The 11,842-nt window shown below is 47.5% G+C and carries 13 protein-coding genes (1 of these 13 running past the window's edge); 2 read left to right on the forward strand and 11 right to left on the reverse strand.

Annotated elements, in window-relative coordinates; translation table 11 throughout:
• Positions 1-164, reverse strand: the beginning of a protein-coding gene (locus tag SY83_RS00820) for a hypothetical protein (protein ID WP_068610697.1). Its footprint begins 418 nt before the window's first position; 164 of the gene's 582 nt are visible here — the first part of the coding sequence; the start codon lies at positions 162-164; its stop codon lies off the left edge, out of view.
• A gap of 243 nt (positions 165-407) precedes the next feature.
• Here SY83_RS00820 and SY83_RS00825 point away from each other — a divergent pair, with 243 nt between their 5' ends.
• Entirely contained in the window at positions 408-788 is a 381-nt protein-coding gene (locus SY83_RS00825) for a DUF2614 family zinc ribbon-containing protein (protein ID WP_068603376.1), read from the forward strand.
• A gap of 56 nt (positions 789-844) precedes the next feature.
• Here the strand turns inward: SY83_RS00825 and SY83_RS00830 are convergent, their stop codons facing one another.
• The 7 genes from SY83_RS00830 to gatC form a co-directional block, all read right to left on the reverse strand.
• Positions 845-2,536, reverse strand: a complete 1,692-nt coding sequence (locus tag SY83_RS00830) for a glycosyl hydrolase family 18 protein (protein ID WP_068603378.1) — start codon at positions 2,534-2,536, stop codon at positions 845-847.
• A gap of 154 nt (positions 2,537-2,690) precedes the next feature.
• Complete coding sequence (gene perR / locus SY83_RS00835) at positions 2,691-3,098, reverse strand: peroxide-responsive transcriptional repressor PerR (protein WP_082882700.1); 408 nt, start codon at positions 3,096-3,098, stop codon at positions 2,691-2,693.
• A 120-nt stretch (positions 3,099-3,218) separates the two neighbouring features.
• Positions 3,219-4,352 (reverse strand): DUF4097 family beta strand repeat-containing protein, encoded by a 1,134-nt coding sequence (locus SY83_RS00840; RefSeq protein ID WP_068603382.1) that lies wholly within the window; start codon positions 4,350-4,352, stop codon positions 3,219-3,221.
• Between the two features lie 11 nt (positions 4,353-4,363).
• A complete protein-coding gene (locus SY83_RS00845; protein WP_068603384.1) occupies positions 4,364-4,843 on the reverse strand; it encodes a GNAT family N-acetyltransferase in 480 nt (159 codons plus the stop codon).
• Positions 4,844-4,948: 105 nt separating this feature from the next.
• Positions 4,949-6,394, reverse strand: a complete 1,446-nt coding sequence (gatB, locus tag SY83_RS00850) for an Asp-tRNA(Asn)/Glu-tRNA(Gln) amidotransferase subunit GatB (protein ID WP_068603387.1) — start codon at positions 6,392-6,394, stop codon at positions 4,949-4,951.
• A 26-nt stretch (positions 6,395-6,420) separates the two neighbouring features.
• A complete protein-coding gene (gatA, locus tag SY83_RS00855; RefSeq protein ID WP_068603388.1) occupies positions 6,421-7,878 on the reverse strand; it encodes an Asp-tRNA(Asn)/Glu-tRNA(Gln) amidotransferase subunit GatA in 1,458 nt (485 codons plus the stop codon).
• Positions 7,879-7,925: 47 nt separating this feature from the next.
• Positions 7,926-8,213: an Asp-tRNA(Asn)/Glu-tRNA(Gln) amidotransferase subunit GatC gene (gene gatC, locus SY83_RS00860; protein ID WP_068603390.1), complete on the reverse strand. Its 288-nt coding sequence runs from the start codon at positions 8,211-8,213 to the stop codon at positions 7,926-7,928.
• A 177-nt stretch (positions 8,214-8,390) separates the two neighbouring features.
• Here gatC and SY83_RS00865 point away from each other — a divergent pair, with 177 nt between their 5' ends.
• A complete protein-coding gene (locus tag SY83_RS00865; RefSeq protein WP_231891338.1) occupies positions 8,391-9,185 on the forward strand; it encodes a YheC/YheD family protein in 795 nt (264 codons plus the stop codon).
• A 74-nt stretch (positions 9,186-9,259) separates the two neighbouring features.
• Here the strand turns inward: SY83_RS00865 and SY83_RS00870 are convergent, their stop codons facing one another.
• The 3 genes from SY83_RS00870 to SY83_RS00880 form a co-directional block, all read right to left on the reverse strand.
• Positions 9,260-9,649, reverse strand: a complete 390-nt coding sequence (locus SY83_RS00870) for an ATPase (protein ID WP_068603392.1) — start codon at positions 9,647-9,649, stop codon at positions 9,260-9,262.
• Between the two features lie 102 nt (positions 9,650-9,751).
• A complete protein-coding gene (locus SY83_RS00875; RefSeq protein ID WP_068603395.1) occupies positions 9,752-10,348 on the reverse strand; it encodes a TetR/AcrR family transcriptional regulator in 597 nt (198 codons plus the stop codon).
• A 4-nt stretch (positions 10,349-10,352) separates the two neighbouring features.
• Entirely contained in the window at positions 10,353-11,519 is a 1,167-nt protein-coding gene (locus SY83_RS00880; RefSeq protein WP_068603397.1) for a YhgE/Pip domain-containing protein, read from the reverse strand.
• Between the last annotated feature and the right edge of the window lie 323 nt (positions 11,520-11,842).

The following is an 11,842-nucleotide window of genomic DNA, read 5'->3' on the forward strand; positions in this document are numbered from 1 at the left end:
GAACTGCTGTAGGCATCAAGTAGGTGCCCTTCCTGCAATTCTTTCTTGCTCTGTAAATAGTTGTACATAAATCGTGCAAATGCAGTAAACAGATCCTGCTCCCGCTTCAATTGATGCGATTCCTGTTCCAGGCCGGCTCTTGCCAGGATTATATCTCTATCCAACATAATCTCTCCTTAAACTATCCATTCCAATCCTCGTCGTCAGATGATCCCTAATAATAATCATTACACACAGATACCGCTGTTGAAACGACCGATCTGAATTTCTAGCTGTTGGCAGGGTTATTGCTATGAAAGAGATGGGATTTGATATATAATGTTTCTACATTAGCCATCGTGTTTCCTGCAACTTCATGAGGTCGGGGAACTGATTATTTTGGGTACACAAGGAGAAGAGGTACGGTTATGTTTTTTAAATCCAGTAAAATCAATGAGTTCCGACTTTGGGGACTCCTGCTTACATTGTTCGGAATGGGTCTCATGATTATGGGGACAGCGGGAATATTATTATGGGGACAAGCAGGTAAAATTGTTGCAGCCATATTCATGGTTTTCGGTATGATTTCCATGTTAGTGTCCGTCGGTATTTACTTCTGGGCAGGAATGCTGTCAACTACCGCAACTATGCTGCAATGTCCGGAATGCGCCAAACCAACCAAGATGCTTGGTAAGACCGATCGTTGTATGTTTTGCAAGACCATCCTTACGCTAGACCCTGACAAAGCAACAGAACAGGTACCTGTCATGAATGATTCTTCCGCTATAGACCGTAAGTTAACAAATTAATTTACAAAAAAGCCCGAAGGTTGATTCCTTAAATGGAAATAAACCTTCGGGCTTTATTATGGTTTTCGAAAGAGCTCCTGCTGTAAACCGGCCCAGATTTCCGGTGTTTCAAACCCCCGTCTCCAGGATGCCGTGCCAGCCAACTTATATTTACGGACCAACTCCATGCGCGCTTTCACCGAAGTTGCATCCTCCAACCAAGCTCTGTAACGCTTGCCGCCTTCCGTGTATTCCACATAATGCTGACCGATGTCCGGCAGAAAGACGGGTTTCAACTTCTTCTCAAGAATGATCCCGTTGATCTTTTCCATGGATAGCGCTTTGGACGACACATCCAACGTACCGTTAACCGTCTCTTCCGTCCACAACCGAGTGTAGAATGGTATAGCCAGCACCACTTTGTCAGCGGGGACCTCATCTTCCTCAAGGATACGTCTCAGGCTTACCTCCGTCCAAGGTAAAGAAGCAACGGATCCCGCTTCCGGACTGCTTGCCCAGTGTTCGTCATACGCCATAATCATCATATAATCCACAGTCTGAGCCAATGCCTTCCGATCATAGAACAGGGACCATACCTCACTTGTTGATTTGGGCGTTACATCCATAGACACCACCAGACCTTGCTCATGCAGCAACGGGGTAAGTTCCCGAACGAATTGGGTCAATAGCGCCTTATCCTTCAAATAAACATGCTCAAAATCCAAATTGATGCCCTGCAGATCATAAGTTTCCGCGTAACTGAGGATCTGTTTAATCATAGATAGTCTGCGGTCGTAAGTAGCAAGTGCGGCTGATGTGCGATCGGGCTCAAACCCGTTACTGAACAACGCCCATACCTGCAATCCTTTAGCGTGTGCCCATTTGACATAAGGCATGTCCGCTTTACTTGCGATATTTCCTTGTCCGTCTAACAATTCAAACCAGGTGGGACTGATGACGTTCACCCCGGGCATCGGCGCAAACCCCGCAGGATCCGGAGTAGCCCGGACAACATGTTCCCAAGTAAGATTGACCTTACCGGCAGCGGGTTTCCATGGTGTATATGGCATTTTTTCCGCCGTAGGGGCCTTAACTGTCTCCTCCTTACCCTGCAATACATGATTCGTCTTGATATACCCAACGACACCGTTCTGTAACTGAACTTTAAGCCAATCGTCTGTACTATCCCATACCGTGACCTGCTGACCTTTGATCAGATCAGCCACAATGGGCGCACGCCGGTCCGGTTCCACACGCAAAGGAAATGAATTTCCCTTTAGGTCATCTTGGGATTCCGCTGTAGCTGAGCGAATGACATCCCCTGTTTTCTTTAACAGGACAGCTCCCGTACTTGGATTTTCTGTGATTACTAAACCATACAGTTGCTTTATGGGGGCAACCGGGACATACAGCCTCCCCTGGATCTTCTTCACTGGAAAATGCAACTGAAGAGGCTTGGCATTCAACAATCCAGTCAGTCGTTCTGTCCGGAGGCGAACAACCTTATCTTTCGTAGTTAAGATGACAGATTCCGTTGTTTCCTCATAATAGATGGAACCATCGATATGTTTTTGCAACGTTTCTAAAGTAAGCATGAGTCCTTCGCCCGTGCCGACGGCAGCTTCCTCCAATTGAAGCCCGCGATAAAAGACCGGCTTGTCCAACCCGTGAAAATCCGGTTCCACGCGCTCCGTGTTCGGGGCAAATAGCAAATAGTATACAGACAGACATATAGATGTCACTATACAAATCCAGATAAACAGATACATGCCTGTTTTCCCCCTGGAACGCCGAGGACGCGGGGTGTATATCGGTTCCAACAGCTTTTCATCCCCCTCAAAAAATAAAAGACGCTAAAAGCCGAGACTGTTCCGGGCATCCGGATCTCCGCTTCCTAAGCGTCTTACATCTGTATAGTATAAATTAGTGCAGCTTTACTGTACAAGCTGCACACGACCCGTAGATCTCCATGCGATGCCCGCGGACTTTAAATCCCGTTTCCTGCGAAGCGGATTCCTCCACGTGATCGAGCTTCGGATAGTGAAAATCGACAATCACTCCGCAGGTTTCACAGATCGCATGATAGTGCTCCGTCGTATCTCCGTCGAAACGGCTTGAATCATCCCCGTAAGTCAGCTCGCGAATCAAACCGGCTTCGACAAACAGCTTTAAATTATTGTAGATCGTCGCAACACTCATATTCGGAAAGCGCTCTTCGAGTGCTTTGTAAATATCATCGGCCGTCGGGTGCGCCAGTGAATCCAGCAAATAAGATAATATGGCGTGTCGTTGAGGAGTCATGCGAACACCGGACACCTTCAACTTCTGCATCGCTTCTTCGAATCGGTTATTCAAGACCCTCACCGCCTTTACGCTTATGAATTTAAGAGTCCTTTTATTTTACGTGTCCGCTTTAAAATTTGTCAACGTTTACAAGCGAATTACCTTGAATTAACGTTTAATGATGTCAATGGAAGCGTTAGTGGTCTTCATACGTAGGGTATGTCCCCCTGCACCTATAGTGCCTTCCACCGTATGTTTATCAATCTTTAACGGCAGTTCGGACGATATAGATCCGTGACTGACCGAACCTTGGACGTGAAAGCTCCCTTCCTCCGGCAGCCCCGCCTCGATGGAGCCATTCGTTGTTTTGAGTTCCCAATCTCCGCCAACCGTTGTGCTATATGCCTGAATACGTCCATTACTCGTATTCGCTTGAACAGCTCCGGTAATCTGATTGAATTCCACCTTGCCGTTCGTGGTACTCAAATTCGCCGAACCATTTACCTCGGACAAGGATATGGCTCCATTGGTTGTTCTAAGCGCAACGTCACCTTCTACACGGCTGACAGTCACATTGCCGTTGACTGACGTTACCCGGAGTTCCTTCTGAACCGACAAATTTTCACCTGAGAACGTACCGTTAACGAGTCGGATTTGCAAGTTCAGCTTCCGTCGCTCCGGCACAACCACCACCAAATTCATTCTCGGCCTGCGTCCAATGCCCTGTCCATAATTTTTGCTGTCAGTCTTCATGAGCAATGAATCTCCGTCACTAGAGTAATATACTACAGATGCTTGAGCGATTTCCTTTGCTTTCTCCTCATCTATACGATTTACCCATACAACGGTCTGAATTTCGATAGCTTCAACCGGTCCTTTCCGTATCGTTACGGAACCATTAGGGTTATCGAGTTCAAGATTATGGATATCTTCTTTAAGTTCAATACGCATCAGTTCTTTGTCAAACCGATGACCAACTTCATTCGAAGTGGACATTACGATATTAGATAGGTATTGTCTGATCCCTTGCAACGAGTAGGCAGAGGTTTCACTGTAGGCGGCTACGGCGACGGACAGCAGTCCGGCTATCAACAAAGCTCCCCAGTTCAACCTGAATTTCTTCTCTTTTTGATAGTACACAAGACTTACAATCACATATTCAAGACCAAGCAGAATAAGCGCGACCGGCCATAAGTCCTTAATCCACATCAATCCGTTCGTACCGCGCAGCATATCGCCTAGGAGGATGAAACCCACTGTGACAAGAATAATCGCGGAAGTGATTCTGCCGATCCTTACCATATGGTGTCCTCCTATTCTGCTGAAGACTGTACTCGATCGACTCGCCTAGGTTTCGAGAACAAAGTTATCCATACATCCGGAGCGACTTCGCGGCTGCCTACCTCACTGTACTCATATTTTCTGTAAAGTTGAATAGCCGGTTCGTTTAAAGCCCCTGTGGATACCTCTAACACGGAACAATCGGTCCTCTCCTCGAAAGCTTTAATCAGTTGCCCGGCTATGCCTTGACGGAAATGTTCCGGATGAACCATCATTCTGCAAAGCGTTGCCACATCACCCGCTTCCGAATAGGCTAATGCTCCGGCTAATTCGCCCTCTCGTTCGTAACCAATAAACTGTTCCCCGCATTCCCTCAACGTCTCCAGTGTATCCATTAAAGGGGGTATGGCGTCAAAGCCGATCAATTGGGCTTCCACTTTATAGGACGCATGCTGCAAATACCACAGCCGACTCAGTTCTTCTTCATCGCTTAAGTTTATGGCTGTTATCACAATTAAGGACATCTCCCTTGTTCGTAGTAACGTATTATGGATTCATTGAAAAAAGAAGGCTTCCCGGTTTTAATAACAAAACCGGAATCGCCTTCATGTTCTTGCTTAGCCGTTCAGAATCTGAATTAATAAGGAGTTGACCAAAGCAGGGTTCGCCTTACCTCTGGATTCCTTCATTACTTGTCCAACCAGAAAGCCGATCGCTTTATCTTTACCTGCCTTGAAATCGGCTACTGACGCCGGGTTCGCAGCAACAACCTGCTCGACGATGGCGCGGATCGCTCCTTCATCACTGATCTGGACTAATCCCTGTTCTTCTACGATCTGTTTAGGAAGCTTGCCGGATTGCAGCATTTCTTTAAAGACCGTTTTGGCAATTTTGCTGGAAATCGTACCCGCTTCAATTAACCCGATCATCTCGCCCAAGCCTTGACCGGTGATCGGCACATTCGCCAACTCCAAACCGTTCGCATTCAGATGACCCAATAAATCCCCCATAATCCAGTTCGATACGGCTTTGGCATCTTTGGTGTAGTTCAGGCTTTCCTCAAAGAAGTTAGCAAGATGGATGGAAGACGTAATAACTTCCGCATCGTATCCCGGGAGTTCATACTCTGATGTATAGCGTGCTTTGCGCGCGTCCGGCAACTCAGGGATCGTCGACTTGATGCGCGCTTTCCATTCTTCATCAATGAACATTCGGATGAGATCCGGGTCCGGGAAGTACCGATAGTCATGCGCTTCTTCCTTACCGCGCATGGAAACCGTTCGATTCTGAGCTTCATCCCACCGACGGGTTTCCTGAACAACCGTCCCGCCGTCATCCAGGATGTCCGCTTGGCGAAGCTCCTCGTATTCCAGACCTTTCTGTACGCCTCGGAAAGAGTTCATGTTCTTGAGCTCGGCTCGGATTCCGAACTTCTCCTGACCGTAAGGACGAATGGAAACATTCGCGTCGCAACGAAGTGAACCTTCCTCCATCTTCACATCGGATACATCGCAATATTGCATGATGGCTTTAATCTTCTCCAGATAAGCGCGGGCTTCGGCAGGTGTGCGAATATCCGGTTCGGATACAATCTCAATCAGGGGTGTGCCTACCCGGTTAAAATCGACCAATGAGGCAAATCCGCCGTCCACGTGCGTCAGTTTGCCCGCATCTTCTTCCAGGTGAACGCGCGTGATGCCAATTCGCTTCGTGTACCCGTCCACTTCAATATCCACAAAACCATGTTCGCCTACAGGTTGATCATATTGAGAAATTTGGTAGGCCTTCGGGGAATCGGGGTAAAAATAATTTTTGCGGTCGAACTTGCTCTCCGTCGCAATCTGGCAATTCAGCGCCATGGACGCTTTCATGGCATACTCAAGCGCTTGCTTGTTGAGCACCGGCAATACGCCGGGATGTCCTAAACAAATTGGACAGGTATGGGTATTCGGAGGTGCGCCGAAAGCTGTGGAGCAACCGCAGAAAATCTTGGAATGGGTATGCAGCTCAACGTGCACTTCCAATCCAATGACCGTTTCATATTTGGTACTTGTCGATGACATGGATATCCTCCTATCGCGAACGACGCCTATAGCTGCGGGCGCTCTTTATGGTAATCGGTGTGCTGCTCGAAGGCGTGGGCCACACGTAAAACAGTGGATTCGTCAAAAGCTTTGCCAATAATCTGCAGTCCTAGAGGCAATCCGTCGGCAAATCCGCAAGGAACGCTAACGGCGGGTACGCCTGCAAGACTGACAGGAATGGTAACTATATCGTTCAGATACATCGTAAGCGGGTCATCCACCTGCTCTCCCAGCTTAAACGCCGCTGTCGGCGAAGTTGGCCCGATGATTACATCATATTTAGCAAAGACTTCGTCGAAGTCTTGTTTAATCAGAGTACGCACCTTCTGTGCTTTCAGATAATAGGCATCGTAATACCCGGAGCTGAGCGCGTATGTACCGAGCATAATCCGACGTTTAACTTCACTGCCGAAACCTTGGCTGCGGGACTTATGATATAGCTCCAACAGATTTCCGGCATCCGTCGCGCGCTCTCCATAGCGTACCCCGTCAAAACGAGCCAGATTGGAAGATGCTTCCGAAGAAGCCAGCAAATAATAAGCGGCTACGGCGTATTCCGTATGCGGAAGAGAAACTTCCTCCCAGACCGCGCCCAAGCTTTCCAATACTTTAAGGGCGGACAGCACGGACTCCTTCACCTTCGGGTCTATCCCTTGTCCGAGGTATTCCTTAGGAACCCCGATCTTAAGGCCTTTCACGTCGCCTGTCAGAGCGCTCAGGTAGTCAGGAATCTCCACATTCGCGGATGTGGAATCCATAGGGTCATATCCCGCAATGGATTGCAGCACATATGCGCTGTCCTCTACATTCTTCGTAATGGGTCCGATCTGGTCTAGCGAAGATGCGAAAGCAACCAAACCAAAGCGCGATACCAATCCGTAAGTCGGTTTCAAACCGACTACACCGCAATACGCCGCAGGTTGACGTATGGAACCGCCCGTGTCCGAACCTAAGGAGAAATAGACTTCCCCTGCAGCTACAGCCGCAGCGGAGCCACCGCTGGAGCCGCCCGGGACATAGTCGAGATTCCAAGGATTATGCGTAGGGAAGAACGACGAATTCTCATTCGAACCGCCCATTGCGAATTCATCCATATTTAATTTCCCCATGGTTACGGATTGTGCGGAGCGCAGCTTGTTCACAACGGTTGCATCGTAGACGGGCGTGAAATTCTTCAGAAATTGACTTCCGCATGTCGTACGCAGACCTTCAGTAGAGATATTATCCTTTACCCCCGCAGGCAATCCAAACAACAATCCCCGTTCTCCGCCGTTGGCTAACTGCTTGTCCATAATCAGCGCGGCAGCGCGCGCCCCTTCTTCATCCAGCGTCAGAAACGCCTTGACCTTGGAATCCACTTCTCCGATTCGCCCAATCGAAGCCTCCACTAAGTCTGTCACGGAAAGCTCCTTGTCGCGGAGCCGGTTATGTACTTCTTGTAATTTCAGATCAAATAATGACAACTTTGAGGCCTCCCTTCAATGTAAAACCGCATTCTGCATGTAATCGATTATTCCAGCACAGCCGGCACTTTTATTTGGCCATCTTCTTCATCAGGCGCATTCAGCAACACTTTGTCAATCGTCAGTGATTCTCTTGTGATATCTTCACGCATTACATTCGTCAGTTGCAATACATGGCTTGTAGGATCCACGTTCTCCGTGTCGAGTTCGCCCAGCTTCTCGGCATATTTAAGAATCGCGTTTAACTGGACCGTGAACTTTTCTTTCTCCTCTTCCTCCAGATCCAGTCTGGCCAACGCCGCTACTTTCTCTACATCTTTTCCGGTAATGCTCATGGACATCGGTCCCCTTTCCCTATTCATGCTCATTCCTTCTATTATAACTCAGTACAAAATCGAACTCAACGACTACTCCCCCAACCTTCCGCTTTTGCCACCCTGCGAATGCCTTATTCCGGTTAGGTCGTTCTCGAATAAGATAATGTCAGGAAGATAGACTTTACCGAATTTATTATGAATGGAAAGAAGGTTACCGTCACGATGAATAAACTGCCGCGGATACAGCGGGTTCACAGTAAATGGAATAAAACCCGTATTCTATTGGTTAAAAAGGGACTAAAAAACTATGTTCCGGATACGCGCAAATTAAGTCGCGCCACCTTGGAAACGATGCTGAATCTGTATCAGATGGTTTATGTAAAACCGGATCATGGTACGTACGGCAAAGGGGTCATGAGGGTCGAGAAAGAGTTAACGAACCAAGGTGTCCGGTACGCATATCAAGCAGGAGAGACGCGCAGGGGCTTCACGACATTGGACTCTCTATATGCATCCCTTCAGAGCAAGAAAACGAAACGCATCTATTTGATCCAAAAAGGGATTCATCTTCTCAAGTACAATAAACGCCGGTTTGATATCCGGATCATGGTTCAGATCAATCCGCAAGGTCGATGGGAATCCACAGCATGGATCGGCAGGGTGGCCGCTCCGAGAAAAATAGTAACCAACTATCATAGCGGAGGAACGCCTACTGCCGTTGAAACATTGTTAAAGCATTATATGTCTCCTAGTGACATCAAAGCTTTTCATCAAAAATTAAACCGGCTTGGCGTGGATACCGCCCGTCAGTTCGCCAGAAAGTACCCGCGTGTGAAAGAAATTGGTCTGGATATCGCGTTGGATCGCAAATTTCATCCCTGGATTCTGGAGGTCAATACGAAGCCCGATCCATATATTTTCCGTAAACTCAAAGACAAGAGCATCGCTCGTAAAGTATACCGGTACGCTAAAGCCTACGGAGGAGTATAATAAGCTTACTGGATAGAAGAACAGCCCCGCACCTGTGTAAGGTGCGGGGCTGTTCTTCTAACTTCAAGCCAGGTTTATATCCAGGCTTTCAGATTGATCTGCTTAATAAAGTCTTCTTGACTAAGCAAATCCTTCACCGGCTCTTCTTCCTCCGAATGCAAGTCCAGTTCTTCTGCGCCGTTCATCACCCGTCTGAACAGTTCCTCATTCCGGGTAGCCAGCGCGAAGTCGATTAAGGCTTCCCGCTCAACTCGGTCCGCTTCCAATTCCAACAACACTTCTTCCATCTCCACATCCGCATCGACGACGAAATAATGTTTACTGGTTTTCGGAACCCGTACGACATAATCAAACACGTTATCTTGATTGCGTTCATAAGCAATAATATAACCATACTCGCCCAGCGGTAAGTTCTGTTCGAAATGATCATCTATAATGTAGACCTTCTGGCCTAATTTAAGCATTGGAGCAGCCCCCTTCTTCGAGCAAATCTACTATTTATACAGGGTATCTATCAATATTTAGTTATGATTCTACTAAAAAAAGCAGGCGCTGTCCAATCTAAATCAGGAGAATTTATAGCCTAACCCGCCAAGAACATAGTGCAACGTATCTTGAATAAGCTCTTCCATGTCTCCCGCGGTTTCTTCCGTAAGGATCGGACGGAAGTAAGCAGGGTTGCGATGAAACAGGACCGTACCCATCACAAAAAACAACATGTGATTCAGCGACCGGAAATGAAACAACCCCTCTTGTCTGCCTTGCTCCAACAAATCCCGCAACTTACGCCAGACGGGCATTGTATGGCCCTGAATGACGTTCATGCGAGGAGAATCCGTTGCGATTTCTCTTTGCAGAATGGCGACTAACTCCGGTTCATTGCTCCGAAACCGAATGACTTCCCGGAGAAAGAAGGTAAGGCGTTCGGGAACCGTACCTTCAAAGAGATCAAATTCAGGCAAGCGCCCTCCGGGATAAAGGGTATCGAATAAAGCGACAAACAGATTATGTTTACCTCCGAAATGGTAAGAAACGAGGGCCGGGTTAGCCTCCGCTTCTTCACAGATTTGACGGACGGTTGTAGCGTCGAACCCTTGTGCCGCGAACAGTTTTTTGGCTGCCTGAAGAATCTTGTACTTAATGTCCGGCTCTTTCAATTGCATGATATTAAGCCAATCCCGGCGAAATATCGCTTCCGGGTTGACGCTGCGGTTGCGGCGCTCTTCTTACAGCGGTTACACCGGCACCCAGTACAATGGCAACTAAACCGATGATAACTAGAGCCAAACTTGCTTCTCCCACGCTCGGACCGCCAAAAAGGATATTCATATTGCCTTCCACCGCATATGTCGCAGGCAGGTAACTGCTGAGAGAAAAGTAGAAATCGGACAAGAGTTCACGCGGAACCATGGCTCCGGACGTAACCAATTGCGCAGAAAGCATAATAATATTGAACAGCATCCCCGCCATACCGAACAGCAGAAGAAAGAGTTGAGAAACAAACATGAACACCATTACGAACAGACTTTGAAACAGCCACATCGTCAGAAATCCTTGCTCGGACTGACCTCCAAGCGCGAGGACAAGCGAACTGCCTACCAAAGCTACAACAAGCGCGGAGACCGCGTTAATGATGGTTCGCGCGCCGAATCTACGCCACTTGCCGACCTGTCCGCTGAGGGCCATAGAGGATTGTTCCATGTTCATCCCCATAATCATGGCGCCTACATAGGACGCAAGCACCATCATCATAGGCACCATTTGATTGTTCATGCCCTCTACTTTGTTATCCGTTTGAACGTTGGAAATTACACGTTCCGACAACCCGCCTGATATAGCGGAAACCTGTTCCCCCGGCATCTTGGCTTGGGTAAGGATTCCGGCAGCGCCCGCTTCAATAGCCTGTTTATTTACCGTAGCCGTAATCTGAGCGGATACGCCCGTCATAATACTCTTAATGGTCGCCGGATTGGACTCATTTAAATAATATTTCAATTCTCCGGGCTGTCCTGGTCCCGCAACCTTTGCGGAGAAATCAGCCGGAATGTGCACTACCATCTGGATCTCTCTGTTGTTTAGTTGTTCTCTGGCAGCTTCAATGGATGAGGACTTCTCCACGTGAAAAGGTAAATTCTTTTCAAGCTGCTCCTGTACCTTAGAGCCCATCTGAGTATCTTCATTAACGATGGCAATTCTTAAATTCTTCGTATTGTCTGTGACCCCGTTGTACCCCGTCATCCAAATCAAACTAAAGATCACCTGAAACATAAGCGCCGTTATGATGCCGATCTTGGTTGTCGGTCTCTTCATAAAAGCTTTAATCGCTTCTCCCATTTCCTGCACACTCCTTAAAATAATAAGATTTAAACAATCGTTTAATTTAAACGATCGTTTAAATTTTAGCAGGAGACAAACTCATCTGTCAATGAATACCTTCTTGATTCAATTGGGATTCTTTCCCTATCATCTTGGAATCGCATACATTTTCCGTAGGATTACCTCTTATATCCAACATTGTTCGGATTTTATAATTAAAGCGACTGATAAAGGGAGGAGGATCACATAATTTTTCCTGGGAAGAAGGTGAGAAAGGCAAGGAATATCAACTGAGCATTGATTTTGGCTTTCAAAAAGATGCACTTAAAACGATCCTACAA

It is taken from the genome of Paenibacillus swuensis (genome assembly GCF_001644605.1).
GTDB lineage: Bacteria > Bacillota > Bacilli > Paenibacillales > DY6 > Paenibacillus_N > Paenibacillus_N swuensis.

Excerpts from the sequence above, each read along its gene's own strand:
- SY83_RS00870 (WP_068603392.1), bottom strand. The coding sequence starts at position 9,649 with ATGCTTAAATTAGGCCAGAAGGTCTACATTATAGATGATCATTTCGAA.
- SY83_RS00825 (WP_068603376.1), top strand. The coding sequence starts at position 408 with ATGTTTTTTAAATCCAGTAAAATCAATGAGTTCCGACTTTGGGGACTC.
- perR (WP_082882700.1), bottom strand. The coding sequence starts at position 3,098 with ATGCAGAAGTTGAAGGTGTCCGGTGTTCGCATGACTCCTCAACGACAC.
- SY83_RS00880 (WP_068603397.1), bottom strand. The coding sequence starts at position 11,519 with ATGGGAGAAGCGATTAAAGCTTTTATGAAGAGACCGACAACCAAGATC.
- SY83_RS00830 (WP_068603378.1), bottom strand. The coding sequence starts at position 2,536 with ATGTATCTGTTTATCTGGATTTGTATAGTGACATCTATATGTCTGTCT.
- SY83_RS00840 (WP_068603382.1), bottom strand. The coding sequence starts at position 4,352 with ATGGTAAGGATCGGCAGAATCACTTCCGCGATTATTCTTGTCACAGTG.
- SY83_RS00875 (WP_068603395.1), bottom strand. The coding sequence starts at position 10,348 with ATGCAATTGAAAGAGCCGGACATTAAGTACAAGATTCTTCAGGCAGCC.
- gatC (WP_068603390.1), bottom strand. The coding sequence starts at position 8,213 with ATGAGCATTACCGGAAAAGATGTAGAGAAAGTAGCGGCGTTGGCCAGA.
- gatB (WP_068603387.1), bottom strand. The coding sequence starts at position 6,394 with ATGTCATCGACAAGTACCAAATATGAAACGGTCATTGGATTGGAAGTG.
- SY83_RS00865 (WP_231891338.1), top strand. The coding sequence starts at position 8,391 with ATGAATGGAAAGAAGGTTACCGTCACGATGAATAAACTGCCGCGGATA.